General features: G+C 41.9%; 16 protein-coding genes and 4 pseudogenes. 9 read left to right on the top strand and 11 right to left on the bottom strand.

Going from position 1 to position 18,443, the window contains the following annotated elements; translation table 11 throughout:
- Positions 1-193: 193 nt before the first annotated feature.
- The 4 genes and pseudogenes from lldD to MWG72_RS13375 all read right to left on the bottom strand — a co-directional run.
- Positions 194-1,339, bottom strand: a complete 1,146-nt coding sequence (gene lldD, locus MWG72_RS13390; RefSeq protein WP_114541435.1) for an FMN-dependent L-lactate dehydrogenase LldD — start codon at positions 1,337-1,339, stop codon at positions 194-196.
- Positions 1,340-1,342: 3 nt separating this feature from the next.
- Positions 1,343-2,086 (bottom strand): transcriptional regulator LldR, encoded by a 744-nt coding sequence (lldR, locus tag MWG72_RS13385; RefSeq protein ID WP_004282146.1) that lies wholly within the window; start codon positions 2,084-2,086, stop codon positions 1,343-1,345.
- 17 nt (positions 2,087-2,103) lie between these two features.
- Entirely contained in the window at positions 2,104-3,768 is a 1,665-nt protein-coding gene (lldP, locus tag MWG72_RS13380; protein ID WP_004282148.1) for an L-lactate permease, read from the bottom strand.
- Between the two features lie 224 nt (positions 3,769-3,992).
- Positions 3,993-4,115 (bottom strand): annotated as a pseudogene (locus MWG72_RS13375) (IS5/IS1182 family transposase); the annotation flags it as partial.
- 318 nt (positions 4,116-4,433) lie between these two features.
- Here MWG72_RS13375 and MWG72_RS13365 point away from each other — a divergent pair.
- Entirely contained in the window at positions 4,434-4,667 is a 234-nt protein-coding gene (locus MWG72_RS13365) for a hypothetical protein (RefSeq protein ID WP_225554309.1), read from the top strand.
- A 189-nt stretch (positions 4,668-4,856) separates the two neighbouring features.
- The gene (locus tag MWG72_RS13360) at positions 4,857-5,198 is read left to right on the top strand and encodes a histidine kinase dimerization/phospho-acceptor domain-containing protein (protein ID WP_004282152.1); all 342 of its coding nucleotides are present in this window, start codon (positions 4,857-4,859) and stop codon (positions 5,196-5,198) included.
- 421 nt (positions 5,199-5,619) lie between these two features.
- Here the strand turns inward: MWG72_RS13360 and bioD are convergent, their stop codons facing one another.
- The 7 genes and pseudogenes from bioD to MWG72_RS13325 form a co-directional block, all read right to left on the bottom strand.
- Entirely contained in the window at positions 5,620-6,285 is a 666-nt protein-coding gene (bioD, locus tag MWG72_RS13355; RefSeq protein WP_243475286.1) for a dethiobiotin synthase, read from the bottom strand.
- Complete coding sequence (gene bioC / locus MWG72_RS13350; protein WP_004282156.1) at positions 6,282-7,067, bottom strand: malonyl-ACP O-methyltransferase BioC; 786 nt, start codon at positions 7,065-7,067, stop codon at positions 6,282-6,284. Before bioC ends, bioD begins: the two co-directional genes overlap by 4 nt.
- A complete protein-coding gene (locus tag MWG72_RS13345) occupies positions 7,034-8,203 on the bottom strand; it encodes an 8-amino-7-oxononanoate synthase (RefSeq protein ID WP_100535634.1) in 1,170 nt (389 codons plus the stop codon). The genes bioC and MWG72_RS13345 overlap by 34 nt, the downstream gene beginning before the upstream one ends.
- A complete protein-coding gene (gene bioA / locus MWG72_RS13340) occupies positions 8,200-9,480 on the bottom strand; it encodes an adenosylmethionine--8-amino-7-oxononanoate transaminase (RefSeq protein ID WP_044112459.1) in 1,281 nt (426 codons plus the stop codon). The genes MWG72_RS13345 and bioA overlap by 4 nt, the downstream gene beginning before the upstream one ends.
- A gap of 88 nt (positions 9,481-9,568) precedes the next feature.
- On the bottom strand, positions 9,569-10,279 hold the full coding sequence (locus tag MWG72_RS13335; protein WP_005105917.1) for an alpha/beta hydrolase family protein: 711 nt from the start codon (positions 10,277-10,279) through the stop codon (positions 9,569-9,571).
- Positions 10,280-10,345: 66 nt separating this feature from the next.
- Entirely contained in the window at positions 10,346-11,335 is a 990-nt protein-coding gene (bioB, locus tag MWG72_RS13330; protein WP_005093784.1) for a biotin synthase BioB, read from the bottom strand.
- Positions 11,336-11,483: 148 nt separating this feature from the next.
- Positions 11,484-12,092, bottom strand: a pseudogene (locus MWG72_RS13325) (IS982 family transposase); the annotation flags it as partial.
- Here MWG72_RS13325 and MWG72_RS13320 point away from each other — a divergent pair.
- The 7 genes and pseudogenes from MWG72_RS13320 to MWG72_RS13290 all read left to right on the top strand — a co-directional run.
- Positions 12,081-12,611 (top strand): annotated as a pseudogene (locus tag MWG72_RS13320) (TolC family protein); the annotation flags it as partial. The pseudogenes MWG72_RS13325 and MWG72_RS13320 sit on opposite strands and share 12 nt — an antisense overlap.
- Positions 12,601-13,011 (top strand): annotated as a pseudogene (locus tag MWG72_RS13315) (transposase); the annotation flags it as partial. The pseudogenes MWG72_RS13320 and MWG72_RS13315, both read left to right, overlap by 11 nt.
- 306 nt (positions 13,012-13,317) lie before the next feature.
- Positions 13,318-15,474 (top strand): TonB-dependent siderophore receptor, encoded by a 2,157-nt coding sequence (locus tag MWG72_RS13310; RefSeq protein WP_247144254.1) that lies wholly within the window; start codon positions 13,318-13,320, stop codon positions 15,472-15,474.
- A 71-nt stretch (positions 15,475-15,545) separates the two neighbouring features.
- Positions 15,546-16,157: a DUF4198 domain-containing protein gene (locus MWG72_RS13305; RefSeq protein ID WP_247144253.1), complete on the top strand. Its 612-nt coding sequence runs from the start codon at positions 15,546-15,548 to the stop codon at positions 16,155-16,157.
- 43 nt (positions 16,158-16,200) lie between these two features.
- Entirely contained in the window at positions 16,201-16,479 is a 279-nt protein-coding gene (locus MWG72_RS13300; protein WP_247144252.1) for a hypothetical protein, read from the top strand.
- A gap of 3 nt (positions 16,480-16,482) precedes the next feature.
- Positions 16,483-18,042 (top strand): PepSY-associated TM helix domain-containing protein, encoded by a 1,560-nt coding sequence (locus MWG72_RS13295; RefSeq protein ID WP_247144251.1) that lies wholly within the window; start codon positions 16,483-16,485, stop codon positions 18,040-18,042.
- Positions 18,039-18,311 carry a hypothetical protein gene (locus MWG72_RS13290; protein ID WP_004647794.1) on the top strand — a complete coding sequence of 91 codons (273 nt, stop codon included), beginning with the start codon at positions 18,039-18,041 and terminating at the stop codon, positions 18,309-18,311. The genes MWG72_RS13295 and MWG72_RS13290 overlap by 4 nt, the downstream gene beginning before the upstream one ends.
- Positions 18,312-18,443 lie beyond the last annotated feature (132 nt).

Below are 18,443 nucleotides of genomic sequence, written 5' to 3'. Positions count from 1 at the left end.
AACTCTATATAACTGTTATATATAGAGTTTACTAACATACCAATTATGTTATTTAGTGTATTTTATGTTGGTGACTCTTACCAAGGTTGGTTTTTTTCAAAAGGAAGCTTTGTTTACCCAAATTATTTAGATAAGAATCTCTTTTTCCAAAGGAAAGTTGGCAAAGCCTTAGTAATGTGAGTAATTAAATCGCTTACTCTTTCTCTAGCTTGACCAGGCAATCCGATGTAATATCTGCAATGGTTCTTGCACCAGTCAATGTCATTGCCACACGCATTTCTTTCTCAATCAAATCTAGTAAATTACTTACCCCAGAACCGCCGGCAGCACCAAGTGCGTATACAAATGCACGACCAAGCATGCAAATATCTGCACCCATAGCCAACATACGTACCACATCAAGACCGTTACGAATCCCTGAATCTGCTAAAATTTTGATGTCACCTTTGACCGCACTTGCGATTGAAGGAAGCGCACGAGCAGAAGACAAAACACCATCAAGCTGACGACCACCGTGATTGGAGACCACAATTCCATCTGCTCCGAAACGTACCGCATCCTTGGCATCCTCAGGATCTAAAATCCCCTTAATAACCATGGGACCCTCCCAATAATCACGAATCCACTCAAGATCTTTCCAAGAAATTGAAGGGTCAAAGTTACTTCCCAGCCAACCGATATAATCTTCCAGACCTGTCGGCTTACCTAAATATTTCGAAATGTTACCCAAATCATGCGGACGACCCAATAAACCGACATTCCAAGCCCAGTGTGGGTGCATACACGATTGCATATAACGACGTATTGCAGCATTTTTACCACTCATTCCTGAATGTGCATCACGATAACGCGCACCTGGAACAGGCATATCGACTGTGAATACTAAGGTAGAACAGCCTGCGGCTTTAGCACGTTCCAAGGCATTTTTCATAAAACCACGGTCACGTAGTACATACAGTTGAAACCACATCGGACGTTGAATCGCAGGTGCCACTTCTTCAATTGGACAAACTGAAACTGTTGATAAGGTAAATGGAATGCCCTTTTTATCTGCGGCAACCGCGGCTTGAACTTCACCACGACGCGCATACATACCCGTTAGACCTACAGGTGACAATGCCACTGGCAACGCCAAATTTTCACCAAACAATTGCGTTTCTAAGCTCAGCTCAGACATGTCATTTAACACACGTTGACGTAAAGCGATTTTTGATAAATCGTCTACATTACGCTTTAAAGTATATTCCGCATAGGCACCACCATCGATGTATTCAAATAAAAATGGCGGTAAACGACGTTTCGCAGCTTCACGATAGTCATTTGCAGAAGAAATAATCATAACTTATGTCCTATTTAATCGACTCGAACGTTGACGACGAGCTTCTTCTTCATCGATCATACGTACGCGTTGAACAACAAATTCAATATGCCCACAAGCTGCCTTACGTGCAGTCTCTGAGTCTTGACGTTCAATTGCATCCATCACTTCAAAGTGCTGGTCATGCAATTGTTCAAAATGTTGTGGTGTAGTGTAGACTTTACGTCGCCCTAACATCACGTTGTCTTGCAATAAATCAAACAAACTACGCATCATTTGGATCAGCACTAGATTGTGGGATGCTTCTGCAATCGCCAGATGAAAATTCGCATCCGCTATTGCTGCGTGGGCATCATCACCTAAAGCCTGAAAATGGCTAATCTGCTCAAAACATTGACGAATATTGATCAAATCACTGGGTGTGGCACGTTGTGCGGCATACCATGCTGTACCACCTTCAAGCACCATACGAGCTTCTTGTACATCAAAACGATATTCAGGATCCTGATCCATCAAACCGGATAATGGCTCAACGATTTGATACTGTGACCAATGTGCAGGCAACTGCTTTAAATAGGTGCCTGCACCCGCTTTGCTCTGAATAATCCCTGCGGTAATCAGTTGTTGAATCGCCTCACGTAAAGAGCTACGAGACACACCTAACTGTTCACAGAGTTGGCGTTCAGCAGGCAATCGCTCTCCGACTTGCACATTATTTTTTTCAATCAATAGACGTAAACGCTGTACCACTTTGTCGGAGACTTTCATTTTTTTCCTTGACCCGTTTACGGAATCATCCACGGGAAAACATAAGCTTGTAAGGTCACAATAATACCAATCATCACCGTAAAGATAATGCTGTGTTTTACTGTAAATCTAAATAAATCAGATTCTTTACCAACTAAGCCCACTGCCGCACAAGCAATCGCAATTGATTGAGGAGAAATCATCTTACCTGTTACTCCACCACTGGTATTGGCAGCAACTAACAAGACTTCAGGCACACCGATTTGCTGTGCTGTAGTTGCTTGTAACGCTGAAAACAATGCGTTAGCTGAAGTATCTGAACCTGTAAGAAACACTCCAACCCAACCCAAGAATGGTGAGAAGAATGTGAAAGCCTGACCCGTATGTGCCAGTGCTAAAGCAAGCGTCGCTGACAGACCTGAATAGTTTGCAATGAACGCAAAAGCCAGTACCATACCAATCGAATAAATTGGGGTTTTTAGTTCATTCACGGTTTCAAAGAATGTCGAAACTGCCTCTTTAGGTTTCATGTTTAAATAAATAATCGTGATCAATGCCGCCAATATAATCGCCGTACCCGTTGCTGATAACCAATCAAACTTATAAATCGCATCATAATCTTTAATTTCAGGCACGACAGGTGGTAGCTTTTGAATCAATTGATGCAAATACGGCACTTTAATTGAAACTACTAAATCACTTAATGGGCCGTCCTTAACAAATAAATCTTTAAAAGGTTTGATGCTCCAGATCGTCACCATTGCTGTAAGTATCAGAAATGGAGACCAGGCTTTGGCTATCTGTGCCACACTATATTGTTTACGAGCTTGCTTGATAATAGTTTCATCTACCTGTATATTTTTGTCCTCAAAAAGAAAAATATGTTTTGGTTTCCAATACTTAAGCAAGATAGTTAAACTGATTAATGATGCAATTGCAGCAGTGATATCGGGTAACTCAGGCCCAACAAAATTTGATGTTAGATATTGCGCTAAAGAAAAAGATAAGCTGGCAACTAAAATAGCAGGCCAAGTTTCTTTAACCCCACGCCAACCATCCATGATTGCCATGATCCAGATCAATACAATTGGCACCATAAAGGGTAACTGACGACCAACCATTTGACTGATTTCCATGGTGTCAACACCTGAAACCTGCCCAGCGACAATGATCGGAATTCCCATTGCACCAAAAGCAACAGGTGCAGTATTAACTATCAGGCATAGCCCAGCCGCATATAAAGGCTTAAAGCCGAGTCCCACCAACAGTGCCGCAGTAATTGCGACGGGCGCACCAAAACCTGCCGCACCTTCTAAAAACGTACCAAAAGCAAACCCAACTAATAGCATTTGCAGACGTTGATCTTCTGTAATTGACAGAATAGACGAACGAATAACATCAAACTGTCCTGTTTTTACTGAAATCTTATATATAAAAACTGCACCGATAATAATCCATGCAATTGGCCACAGGCCGTAGAAGAATCCATAGACCATTGATGCTAATGCCATTCCAATTGGCATTTTGTATAAAAATAATGAGACCAGAAAGGCTAAAAAAACGGTAATTGTAGCGGCTACACTACCCTTCATGCGAAAAATAGCTAACGCTAAAAAAAAGAAAATAATTGGAACTAGCGCAATAGCACTCGAAATCCAGATATTGCCTATAGGATCATAAATTTGTTGCCACTGTTGAAGCATTGTCTACTCCTTGAAATGCTTAACTACTAGATTGAACAGTTTATTGTACTTAAACACTAAATTGGTATGACCAATTTAGTGTTTAAGAGATAAAATGTGCATTTTGTATTGGCGATATTAGTAATATTAGCCCAAAAACACAATATAAAAGATTTAATTTATTTTTTGGTATGACCAATTTTTATAATCTCTTAAAATTTTATATATTAGATTTCTTTCATAATTCACTTTTTACTCAGCTCAAAATTATGGATTCCCACAATTAAATTAAATCTTAATCCTAGTCTTTTGCCAGGGTTGTGATATCGCTCGGCAAGGATTTTGAAGGTTTTCAAAGTTCCAAATACCTGTTCAATCCCAATTCTTCTTTTATTGATTTCTTGGTTATAAAGTTTTAGCTCGAGATCTGGTTTTTAGTGCTTTTTTGCTTTTAATGGCCATAAACTATTTGGATACAATGTATAAATCCCTTGATAGCCTTTATTTGCAAGAGGCTTTGTTGCACAAACCTACCACTGAAAGCTTCTTGGGGAATATAATTTCTAAATGAAGAGGTCTGCACCCAAGATCTATCGTACAACCAGTTGATCTACCTACAATAAAGCCTTGCTCAGTCAAGGAAATATATCAATTTGGTTTGATTCAGCCATCCAATGGTCGCTCGATTGACTCAACAACTGCCGATGCAAAACTTGGATGAAAATGTACTAGCCCAACAACTTCATTCCACCAATCAAGAGCAGTTGATTGCCTATAAAGTGTCTTTATTTGGCTCTGACGTCAGTGTCGTTCAGCATGTGGTAGCAAAAACCCGAGGTGCACCGAAAGATTTAAGCCACCAAGTAGTTGGCTTTAGTACAAAGCAACAAGGTGAGGCTCAGTTATGTGTTACGTCGTGAGGATATTCAAGTGGTGGTAGCAGAGCGGATGTTCCTACGTGGATAATTGCTCAAAAAGATTTTATAATCGGTATTAATACCAATAATTTTGTCTTTATTGCTATGTATAGACTTAATCGTTTTGATTATTCGTCGAGAGCTTAAAGCCTTAGATGAAGTTTCAACCTTTTAAGTCAGCCAAATTTATCAGTGAATGATGCTACTCACTATTTAAAAACCTTAGATGCCAAAGTAATGCCTTCCAAGGTACAGTCCTTTGCCCAAAACTCTAAGCACTTAATACATAAACTGCATCAAAATCCGGAAAATGAAAAAGTATTTAGTTCATACGCCGCCCATGAATTGCGTAGTCCTTTAACCGCGATCAAAACTCATATTCAGCTTGCACAACTGATGGCAGAACAACAGGCAAGCTCGCCCAAATTGCAACAGAGCTTGCAGCAGGTACACCTTGGTATCCGCCGATGTACCCAGCTACTGGAACAGCTTCTAGCACTTTCCTCTACCGATCAAGTACTGAGTGATATCTAGTACAGTATTGAAATTGCACGGCTCCTGACTCAGGTGATTGCCGATTTACAGTCGCTTTATCCGGAAATTGAACCCAGTTTAACAATTGACTGACCGAGCCTGACCCGAATTGCCTTACCCGATTTTGAACTAGATACCGTCTTTAAAAACCTACTTAACAATGCTCTATTGCATGCACAGGCAAACACCATTTCAATTGCTATGCTGCATGTGTGCTGATCATTCATAATGATAATCAAAGGTTGAAGATATGCATACTTGGGACAGCGTTTCTGGCATAAATCTCCCTAGCAAAATGGGCATGGGCTAGACTTATATTTGATGAAAATGGTGTTAAACAAATATGGCTATCAGATTCAATTTACAGTGGCGCAACCTCGATATTTAAGCATTCACATCAGCCTCGCTGCAAGCGGATCACTTACTTATGAGAAGACAGGGCTAAATTTAAAGCTGGAATATCAACCCATGTCGTATCAGCAAAATCACGCTGCAAATACTGTTTTAAATAAGCAATGGTATCTTCAGCGATCAAGGGATCTTTGGAGTTATCTGCATGATTAAAAGCAATGGCATATAATTGAACCCCGCGGAGTTTTAACAACTCAAGACTCAGCAAGGTATGATTAATACTGCCTAAACGCCCTGAAGTGACCAGAATCACCGGATAATTATGTGTCTGAATATAATCAATAGTTAGGAACTCTTCGGTTAAGGGCACCATTAGACCACCGGCACCTTCCAGCAAAATACAGTCGTAGGCCGCAGCCAGCTGTTCGGTAGCCTGATGAATCTGTTCAAAGTTAATGGCTCGCCCATCCAGCTGCGCAGCAAGATGCGGTGAAGCCGGATACGTAAAAATTTCCGGCATGGTCAGTTTTTGCTGGTCTTCCGGTAACAATCCACAACCCATAATTGCACGATGCTGTTCGATATCTTCTGATATATCGACATTTCCGGTCTGGATCAGCTTTTGGGTTATGGTACGAATGCCCTGCTCATTCCAATTTTTGGCCAGAAAACCAGTAGTAAAGGTTTTACCAATTGCGGTATCAATGCCGCTGACAAAATAAATCTGTGCGCTCATGCTGTCTTCCGTGCAATGACATAAACCGGATGATAGGTCAGTGCATACTGTTTGCTTTCAGGGTCTTGGAATTGTTGATAGCCGGTATAAAAATCCTGTAAGGACGATTTTGTCCACCGAAACCCCTGTGCCGTCGCCTGTACACCAGTGGCTTTGATATGCTGTAACACCTGTTTCGGATGCTCAAAATGCAAGGTCATCTGTTCTTCTGTCTGCAGCAGAATGTCAAAGCCTAAGGATTCAAGCAGTTCACAGACCTCCGCTAAAGGCAGATAATCCAAGCCTTGTCCGGTCAGTGCCTTAATTTCCTTTAAATTATTGTCCGTATAACTGGCAAAACACAGATGCCCAGAGGGATTTAAGGCCTGCGCAATGTTGAGCAACAATGCTTTTAAATCCGAGATCCATTGCAATGCAGAACACGACAGCACCATGTCCAGAGACTGCGGCAGTGGCAAGGTTTCAATATTACCAATCCCCCACAAAAGCCGATCATCTTCCGGGAAATGCTGCTTCACTTCGGCATATAGATCATTTAAAAATAAATGATCAAAGCTGTAATACTGCATAAAAAGCCGGGTAAAAAACCCTGAACCGCAGCCAATTTCCAATACCCGTTGCAAATGTGGTTGTGCTACATGCTGCTGCATAAACTGCATCAACTCTGCCGCTACGGCACTTTGTACCAGCGCATGCTGCTCATAACTGAGATTTGCCTGAGCAAAACGCTGGGCAATCTGTTTGCTGTTCATCGCGGCAAATTCCTCAGCACCTGCAGACATGCGTCCAGCTCATCCGCAGAAATGTTCTGATTCAGGCAGATTCTGAGTCTGGAGGTGTTGGCAGGAACCGTTGGCGGACGTACTGGTAGCACATAAAATCCCTGCTGTTGCATAATTTCAGCCGCCTGAATGGTGCGTTTTGCCTCACCAATCAGTACCGGCACAATTTGCGAGGTTGATGGACAGTGATATCCCAAGTCTTGAATGCCCTGCTGACAGCGTACAGCCAATGCTGCCAAATGTACTCGTCCCGCCTGAAGCTGCTGTACCTTCTGAAAAATAAATCTAGTCCAGGCCATACATAGTGGCGGCTGGGCGGTACTAAAAATTAAAGGTCGCATGCTATTAATCAGATAGTCACGAATCACTGGCGCACAGACCAGATAACCACCAACTGAAGCCAAAGCCTTGCCAAAGGTACCGACCAGGAAATCAATCTGATCCAATACTTGATACTGTTCTGCGCAGCCCAATCCACGTTCACCGCGCACACCAATTGCATGTGCCTCATCGACATAGAGCATGACTTTTGCAAACTGCTGTTTTAATGCCACCAAAGCAGCTAAATCTGTTTCATCCCCATCCATACTGAAAATTGATTCAGTTACCACAATGATGCGCTGGATAGATTCATCTGACTGATATTTTTCTAAAAACTGAGTCAAATGCTGCAGGTCATTATGGCGGTAACGCACATAGCCAGCTTTAGATAAACGAATCCCGTCGATAATACTGGCATGTACCAGTTTGTCAGCAATGATCATGGTTTTAGCATTACTGAGCGCAGGAAGAATCCCGATATTCATGTGATAACCACTATTAAACAGCAGTACTGAACGTCCAAAAGCCTGTGACATCTGTGCTTCAAGTTGTTCAAAATTGGGAAAGTTTCCTGTCAGTAAACGTGAAGAGCTTGAACTCATATATCGCTCAGACATCGGCGTGAGGTCAAAAAATTCTTCACGTAGCGTTAAGTTGGATGCCAGACCTAAATAGTCATTGGATGCCAGATTCAGCATCTCTTGGCCATTGAGTTGCAATCGTGGCTGGCTAGAAATATTGGACTTAAACTGGCGATATTGCCCTTGCTGTTTCAAGTCATCTAGCTGCTGCTGGAAATGCTCAAGATGGTTCATGCTACTGCCTCTATCTGCTGAATCATCTCCCGCATATGCTTTAATAAAGTTTCAAGTTGCTGTGTTGAAATTACATATGGCGGCATGACATAGACCAGACGGCCAAAAGGACGAATCCAGACGCCACGGCATACACATTCAGCCTGAAAACGCGCCAAATCAATAGTTTGATGTAGCTCAACCACGCCAATTGCGCCGAGGACACGCACATCTTTGACTTGTGCCAAGGATTTTAAATCCAGTAAATATTGTTCTAGTGTCCTTTCAATCTGTTGAATACGCGTCTGCCAGTCTTGAGCCAGTAACAGCTGGGTACTTTTTAATGCGACCGCACAGGCCAACGGATTAGCCATAAAAGTTGGGCCATGCATGAACACACCCGCTTCACCACTTGAAATCGTCTCTGCTACATGGCGAGTGGTTAAGGTCGCTGACAAGGTCATATAACCACCAGTCAATGCCTTACCGATACACATAATGTCTGGTGTGACCTGAGCGTGTTCATAAGCAAATAGTTTTCCAGTGCGGCCAAAACCGGTGGCAATTTCATCTAAAATCAGCAGTACATCGTACTTTTCACACAACAACTTAGCTTGCTTTAAATATTCTGGATGATAGAAACGCATCCCGCCTGCACCTTGCACAATCGGCTCAATGATCATGGCAGCAATCTGTTGATGCTGCTGTACCAGCAGGTGCTCAAGTGGCTGTATATCTTCGGGTTGCCATGCCCCATCAAAACGGCTTTGAGGTGCCGGAACAAATAAACGGTTCGGCAAACTCGAACCAAAAATTTGATGCATACCAGTTACAGGATCACAAACCGACATGGCATTCCAGGTGTCGCCATGATAGCCAGAGCGTGTGGTAACAAAGTTAGTTTTTTGTGGTTGCTGACGTGCATTCCAATATTGCACAGCCATTTTCAACGCCACCTCAACCGCGACCGAGCCGGAATCGGCAAAGAAAATTTTATCCAGTTCAGGCGCCGTGATCTCAAGTAGCAGTTTAGACACATCAATCGCAGGCTGATGAGTCAAACCACCAAACATGATATGTGACATCGACTCTAATTGTTTTGTTACGGCCTGATTGAGTTCAGAATGATTATAACCGTGAATTGTGCACCACCAGGACGACATGCCATCAATCAGCTCGGTACCATCTTCAAGTTCAATGACTGCACCATTTGCAGCTTTAACTTTGTAACATGGCAAGGGTTGTGTCATGGAGGTATAAGGATGCCAAATATGCTGTTGATCAAAAGCGTCCTGCACAGAATTTACCCCAATTATTAAAACTAAAACTGATCTTAGCGCGTTAAATCTGAAAATGAAACGTCAAGAGCTACCAATCTCTTTTTGCTTAAGCCAGATCGGCTAAAAATTTTAAAATTGGCTCAACGAGTAACTTGGCATCAAAAAGGATGGCATCGTGCGTGCCCTGTATTTTTACCAAATTCAGATTTTGGGTTGTTAAAAACACAGATTCTTGACTAACTTTGTAAGGAACCAACATATCATTCTCGGAAAATATAAATAGCATCTTGACTGAATGATTTTTTAAGATATCCACTAGATTTAATTGCTGCAATAGATAAAGATGCTTAACCTGATAGTTTAAATCAATACTATTTAACTGTTGGTGCAATAATTTTGCACGTTCACGCGCTGCTGCGCCAGCTAAAGTGACCAAGGTACAGAAGCGCTGCATCCCGCGTTTTGGATCAGCCAGTATGGAGGATTTAAATTGTGTATATTGTTCAACTGGCATTGCATGTGGCCATGCTTCGTTGGCCACGAAACAGGGATTTGACATACAGCAAATCACTGGTTTGGCAATTTTCAATTGTTGCTGGATTTCATTAGCCAGCAAAAGTGCCAACTGTCCACCCAAAGACCACCCCATCAAGACATCAAACGAACTCGCCTGCCTGACTTTTTCGGCCAAAAGACTTTCTACGTTAGGATCGAAAATATCCCATACTTTAACTTGATGCTGCTGCCGCAACTGTTCTACAAACGGGGTTAAGACCGCTGTTCCTAGCCCCCAACCCGTAATCATCAGTATCTTCATTTTGTCTGTTCCAATAAAAAAGGGACCAATTCAAGTTGAAATGATCCCTGTTTGTTACACGATTAATTAAGCAGGTTGCATCGCATCTACAGCCAATTCTTTAGCTGTTTTCTTGGCAGCTTCAGCTTTTAAGCCTAATTTAGCAAACAAGGCTTTGTCTTTACCTTCACCACTGTTCGGGGCAGTAAGCAATTTATCACCTGAAAATAATGAGTTAGCTCCAGCCATAAATGCCAGTGCCTGATCAGAGTCAGAGAGAGATTCACGACCTGCCGACAAGCGGATATAACTCTTCGGCATAATAATCCGTGCTACCGCAATAGTACGAATCCAGTCAATCACATCCAGTTTTTCAACATCGGCCAGTGGTGTGCCTTCAATAGGAACCAACATATTTATAGGCACCGAACCCGGGTGAATCGGCATAGTCGCTAGTTCAAACAACAAACCGACCCGGTCTTGTACGCCTTCGCCCAAGCCGACAATACCGCCACTACAGACATTAATTCCGGCATCACGTACATGATCAAGCGTATTTAAGCGGTCATCAAAGCTACGTGTACTGATGACATTGGCATAATATTCACGTGAGGTATCAAGGTTGTGGTTATAATAATCTAGCCCTGCATCTTTCAGACGTTCCGCTTGTGAGGCATTCAGCATTCCTAGAGTCATACAGGTTTCCATGCCCAGTTTCTTGACTTCCTGCACCAGTTCCAGCACATACGGCATATCGCGTTCATGCGGATTACGCCATGCTGCGCCCATGCAGAAACGGGTCGAACCGGAAGCTTTGGCCTGTTTGGCTTCAGCAATCGCCTTTTGTACTTCTACGCGTTTTTCAATTTCCAGATCAGTATCGTAATGTGCAGATTGCGAACAGTATTTACAATCTTCCGGACAACGGCCCGTTTTAATTGAAAGCAGAGTACTGACCTGAACAGTATTCGGTTCAAAGTTTTGGCGATGAATTTGCTGTGCCTGAAACAGTAAATCCATTAAAGGCAAGTCATAAATTTCTTGTATTTCGGCACGTGACCAATCATTACGGATCATCTTGTCTGCATCATCTAAAATTCCATTGAGTAAATCATACGCTGTTTTTTTTATTTTTCTTTAACGTTTTCTTTCATATTCATTGCCTGCTTAAAATAGCTTTAGTGTATCAAGCTATTTTTGAAAGCTTATTTAACCCGAATCCTGCTTAAGCCGATGATTCCTTAATTTGAATTGTTGGCTTATTTCGATGGGTTAATTGATATGCACATAGTGAGGCGTAAATTCCACGCAGAAATCCATGAAGACTACGTGCTTTACTCGTCACTAAATTGTATTGCCCCTTCAATAAGCCGAATAATATTTCTATTTTATTGCGTTGTCTTAAGTGATATTTATCTGATGCACAGAGTTGAATAGCCTGCATATTCTTCCGATGATAAGTAATTAAATCAATACCTTGATCTTTCAATCTAATTTTTAATTCTTGGCTGATGTAACCTCGATCCCCGTAAAGTTTTGCTTCTATACCAGCAACCAATTGCTCAACCATTTTTATATTAGCAACATGTCCATTCGATAAAGCAGAACAGGCAATTTCACCAAATTGATTCATCGCAATACGTAATTTACAGCCATAAAACCAGCCCATTGAGCTTCTACCATGTGATGCAATTTGGATTAATGATTTATGACGCTAAATACGTTGATTTTTACAAATTGGCAGAGTTGTTGAATCAATCCATAAATATTGTGTACCTTGGCCTTTCATCAGTGCCACATGTAAAGCATGTAGAGCTAATTCATGCATACCCAATTGGCTCAAGCCAATGTGAAAGCCCAGCAAGCGGCAAAAAAACCGAATGTTTTTGCTTTTGGCGAATATAGTCTGGATCAAAATGAAAACTGGATTGTCGGAGTTGCCGCACGCTATAACCTGTTTTCCGGGATCGATAAAAACAAGAATATTCAGGCTGCCGAACTCAAACGCTCTGCTACAGAATTACTCACTGCACGCACCCAGCAAGAAATTGAAAATCTGATTTATAAATCTTATAGCGAAGCACTCAGTGCACAGCAAAGTGATGCACTTCTGGCATAAAACTTGAAAGCCGCACAGGAAAATTTACGCATCCAAGAATTGTCTTTTAAAGAAGATATGGGCACCGCCACACAGGTCATCGATGCACAAAATATGCTGAGCGGACTACGAGCTGAAACTGCCTTGAATGCCTACAAATATGTGATGTCACTGGCCACCCTATTACAAAGCCATGGCTCGATTACAGAATTTCCGAACTACATTCAACATACCAATACCCACTATAGATGCTAAAACTCTTCAAATACGAGCAGTTCAGCTCACAACGAATAATGTGAGTGATTCACGAATCCTTGGGGAGTTACTTGATCAAATTCCGTTGGATGAACAGATTGATTCAGTTTATACAGACGAGGCGTATAACACCAAGCAATGCCGTCAAGTCATTGCAGACCGGTAAGCATATGCGGTAGTTCCCTCCAGAAAAAATGCAAAGCCTTAGAAAACTACAAAAGTTCATTCGCAAGAGCGAAATGAATTACTTCGAACCGTTAAATGTTTAGGCAGGACACTATGGAAGAAATGGTCAGGCTATCATCGGCGAAGTTTGGTCAAAACCAAAATGTATTGCATTAAATTATTAGGCGATAAATTAACGGAATTAGGTCGACCTCATACCCAAGTTGTCACTTGAATTCGAGTAACTTAGAAAAGATCTATCTCTGAAGCCTTTATGCAACAAAGTCACTCCAGATTGAGGATTTGAAAATTTATAGTGCAGTATATAAACAAATTGGTTCAGGAGCACAAAAGTAAGGTAATAACATCTTTTTTTAACAGTGATATTTTATTGTTCCCTACTCCTTACATTAAACTTTTATTTGTAGATTTACCTATCATTAACTCATTTTTCATTTGGATTTCCTATTATATTGAGATTGCTTTAAGAGATATTAAACAATAATATTACTGATAATTATTATCATTTACATTAACTAAAATGTTTTATACCGTTCCTCCATCATTTAAGCTTTCTCTTCTTAGTCTTGCAATTTTAGTGTCCCAGCAAAGTTTTGCCGATGATACTCAGCAATTACCGACGATTACAGTTACAGCGGAATCAGAACAGAGTGAGCTCAGCTCCGAACAGAGTAAGGCTTATATCATCCAAAATTCGTCAACCGCCTCAAAACTGAATATTCCACTCAAGGAAACGCCGCAAACAGTCAATGTCCTTACCCGCCAGCAACTGGATGACTTTGCCTTGGATAATACCCGGGACGTACTGCGCAATACCCCTGGCATTATCGTCAGCAATCAGGAAACGGAACGGACCTCCTACCTTGCCCGAGGTTTCGAGATTTCAAATGTTTTAGTCGATGGCGTTGGTATTCCACTCGAAGGCTATAATTATAATAATGATAATCCAGACAGTTTTTTGTTTGACCGTATCGAAGTGGTGAAAGGCGCAAATGCCTTAAATAATGGAATTGGCGATCCTGGTGCAACCATTAACATGATTCGCAAACGCCCTACTCAGGAACTTCAGGCAGCCTTGAATGCCAGTTACGGTTCATGGAATACGCAGCGCTATGAAGTAGATGTATCCTCTCCTCTCACCCAAGATGGAAAAGTCAGAGGTCGTGTATTTGGCTATCAACAAACAGGCGACAGTTATCTGGATCGTTATGAACTGGAAAAAAACGGCATAGGTGCTGTTGTGGAGGCAGATATTACTGACACAACTCTATTGACTGCTGGCTATACCGAAACCAATCACAAGCCGAATGGTGTCAATTGGGGTTCTAATCCACTGATCAATACTGAAGGCGAGCAGCTCAGTTACTCACGGAATTATAATTACAGCCCAAGCTGGACCTATTGGGATAGCAATATTAAAAGTTACTTTGCTGAGCTGGAACAAAAACTGGGTGGGGACTGGACAGCCAAACTGACCTATGATGAAAAACGCACTCAACGCGATTCAAAGCTCTTGTTTCTGTCCGGCAAACCTGACGCAAATGGCACTTCAGGCATCTTCCTCTACCCAGGCATGTATATTGATGACAATAAAGAACAACAAGCCAGCCTGAGTTTTAGCGGCACCTATACGCTTTGGGGACAACGCCATGAAGCCTCATTGGGCTATGTTTGGGCTAAAAATCGTCTGGATGAATTGGGTTACGGAGGTAATTTTGCTCAGCCACTTACCACAGATTTAGCCAGTTTTAGCCCAGAAGAACCGAGCTGGGATCTATCGAAAACCAGTGGGGAAATGCATATCCGGCAGAAGAACCAGAGCCTTTATGCTGCGACCCGACTGCATCTGAATGATGATCTGAAACTGCTTTTAGGTGCGAACTATGTTCAGGCTGAAAGCAGTGGTAGCAGTTATGGGACCGACACCATTTATGATGAAGATAAAGTTTTACCCTATGCCGGTTTGACCTATAACTTTAGCCCTGAATATACAGGTTACCTGAGTTATACCTCGATTTTCCGTCCGCAAACCACCAAAGCAATGGATGGCAGCATTAACAAGCCGATCGAAGGTGAAAGCTATGAAGTCGGAGTAAAAGGTTCTTGGCTAGATGACAAGCTTACCGCCACCATGGCCGTGTTTAGAACGGAGCAAAGTAATTATCCGCTTCGTGATTCTGATGGTATTCCGACTTTACGCACAACTCAGGTTAGTGACTTGCGTTCCCAAGGCTACGAGTTCGGCTTGGCGGGACAACTGAGCGACCATTTAACCTTAAGCTTTGGTTATACCCAGTTTAGCCTGAAAGATCTGATCAATGGCGGTGATGCGCGTACCTTCAATCCAACCCAGTCTTTTAATCTTTTAACTACCTATCAGGTGCCGCAACTTCCAAAACTGAAACTGGGCCTTGGTGTGCAGTGGCAAGATCAGACCTATCTAGATGTGCCTGAAGCAACCGCCAATGGAGTTATTACTCAGAAAGCTGGAATCATTGAGCAGGATGCTTATGCGCTCGTGAACTTAATGGCCAGCTATGAGCTGAATGAGCATATGACCTTGCAAGCCAATGGTAATAACCTGACCAATGAAAAATATCTGTTCAATTTCCCGAATCAGCAAGGTTTTTATGGTGCACCAGCAAATTACAGCGTTGCTGTGAAATTTAAATACTGATTTTCAAACTTAGCCTTGACGACATGTTCAGGGCTAAATCATCACTACATACACAAAAACAGGTAAAACAAATGAAAAAAATGATCGCTCTGACCCTCGGACTGTCTATGACACTTTCAGCTCAGGCGCATATGCTTTGGCTGGAACGTGATACAAATCAGCAGACTCATGCGTTCTTTGGTGAATATAGTGAACAGCTTAAAGAAACGCAGCAAGGTGCCTTGAAGTCTTTTAATCAAGCAAAGGCCGTTCAGTCTAGAAAAAGCTTTAGTCCTCAAATGCAACAAGATCATTTGCTTTATGCGACCCAAGGCCAGACAGATGTCCAGCTCAGTCATGAATTGATCTATGGAGAATCATTGTTGAGCTATCATGCCAAATCCGGCAGACAAAACTTGAAAGCAGAGTCAGAACTAGATATTGTCCCGACCCAGATCAACAGCAATACATTTACGGTACTGTATCAGGGTAAAGCTGCTGCGGATGTTGAAGTCACAGTTTTTTCCCCGCAATTTTGGCTAAAAAAATACACCACCAACGGCCAAGGCCAGATTACGATCGCCACGCCATGGAAAGGTCAATATGTTATTGAAGTCGGCAAAGAAGCAGACAAGGCAGGAAAATTGAATCAGCAGGCCTATAAAAAACAGTATCTGGTAACGACTTTAAGTTTTGTTCATTAAGTTTTTTAAATTTTCATCAGTATAGATTTATTCAAGGCCAAATATGATTTCTGTAATGCAGCCTCTCGCTATTCTCTATCGCTTAGGCATGAGCTTTGGGGTGGGCTACTTGTGCAGTTATTTGATCGCACTCGATCTGGCTTACTTTCTACAAGCTTTTCTGCCCAAAGCAGAATCCGTCTATTTGGCCGCCGTTATTGCCCTGATTTTTTATGTCTGTTTTGTGATTGGCATCTTCTGTATCCAGAGTTTAAAAAAGCTTTCGGTCTATAGCCTGCTTCCTTTCCTTAGCTTATTTACCATCTCCCGCTTCATAGGTTAAACCATGCATAAATCTGTCCGTCAATCCATGGCATGGCTACATTCATGGTTAGGTTTAAGTTTTGGCTGGCTGCTCTTCGCGATCTTTTTAACAGGCGCGGTCACCTATTACCGGCATGAAATCAGTATATGGATGCAGCCTGAATTTGCCTCAATACAAGTCAATCAGGAAACTGCCTTAAAATCTGCTTACAGCTATTTACAGCAGCATGCACCGGACGCCCAAAACTGGTATATCGGAGTCGCCAATCAAGATTCACCTGTGAATAAAGTCTACTGGCAAAAAGCGGATGGTGGCTATGAAGTCAAAACCCTGGATGCTTCGACAGGAAAAGAATTAAACCTCTCGGCCACCCAAGGGGGAGATTTTTTCTATAATTTTCATTTTCAGCTCTATGGTATGCCCTACACCATTGGTCGGCTGATTGTGACGATTGCTGCCTTTATCATGTTATTGACTCTGATTTCAGGAATCATTACCCATAAAAAAATCCTGACAGACTTTTTTACCTTAAGAGCATTTAAGGGGCAGCGCTCCTATCTGGATTTTCATAATGTTAGTTCAGTGATTGCCCTGCCGTTCTTTTTGACCATGACATTTACCGGGCTGGCGATTTTCTTTTATATCGTACTGCCTTCCGGCATGAAAAAACTCTATCCAGACAATCCCTTTCAGTATTTTGAAGAAATTCGCACAGTCAATGTAATGGCCAACTCTGTGGTTCCGGTGAAAACCGAGATGCTGCCAATTCAACATTTTATTAGCACGGCGCAGCAACACTGGGGACATGCGGAATTTGACAATATCACGGTCAAGCAGCCCAATACCCAGCTGGCACACATAACCTTAACACAGCTCAAAGATCATTCCATTACCAGAAATCAGGCACAGCTCATTTTAAATGCTGCTACCGGAAAATTGCTTGAAAATACACGCAATGAAAGTGCAATTGCCACACTCAATGCCGGCATGTATGGTTTGCATATGGCACGTTTTGCTGAACCTGCTTTACGTTTAGGATTGTTTTTCTCTGGCATATTGGGCTGCGCCATGATTGCCTCCGGTCTGCTGCTGTGGAGTCTGAAACGCCAGATTCAGAAAAAATCAGCGCGGTTTCATCTCGGACATTATTTGGTGAACCGCTTGAATATCACCATGATACTTGGCTTGCCGATTGCCATGCTGGCTTATCTCTATGCGAATCGTTTTATCAGCATCCCTGTAGGTGCACCAAATTATGAGATTTATAGTTTTTTCAGTATTTGGCTCGGCAGTTTCATTCTGGCATGTTTAACACCGCAGCAATATTTATGGAAAATTCAGCTTAAAATCCTGATTGGTACTGCTTTTATGCTGCCGCTGATCAATATTTATTATCTCATTTTCCATGATTATATTGATTCTTTTACAACTTACTGGCCATTTCTGCGAATCGATCTGATGCTGTGGAACTTGGCACTTCTCGCCCTATTGTTACACCAGAAAATTACCCCTATTCAGCAAAAGGCGGTCAATAAAATTCACGCCAAACTAAAAGTTACGCAACAGGAATCATCAACATGATATGGATTGCAGTGATCGGTCTGCTTTGGCTGAGCTGTTTTGGTTTTTATGCGGTAAGTGCAAAGCAGATCCTAAAAACCCGAAAATCTCGTTACGCTTTTTTAGCTAATTTTCCTACGCACACTAAATTCACTGCGGGTATTTTCTTATTCGTCGCGATGTTTTTATTACGTACCCAGTTTAGCTCCAGTATTAGCTTTGTGGCTTTATGGGTATTTCTAAGCCCTGTACTGTTTATCTTTATCTTAAAAATGAATAAAGCATTTTAGTATTTATTTAAAATCAGAAAGTAGTAAACAGCCTAGTGCGCTACTTACATGCCCTCTATTGAACCAATCTACTCAGTATCTGCTAAACCTTGCCAACCTACTTTTAAATATTTCAGATTCATTATTTTGGCT

Source organism: Acinetobacter lwoffii, assembly GCF_022967985.1.
In the GTDB taxonomy this organism is placed as follows: Bacteria; Pseudomonadota; Gammaproteobacteria; order Pseudomonadales; family Moraxellaceae; genus Acinetobacter.
The sequence above is the reverse complement of the archived record's forward strand: the minus strand, read 5'-3'. Positions and strand labels throughout refer to the sequence as shown.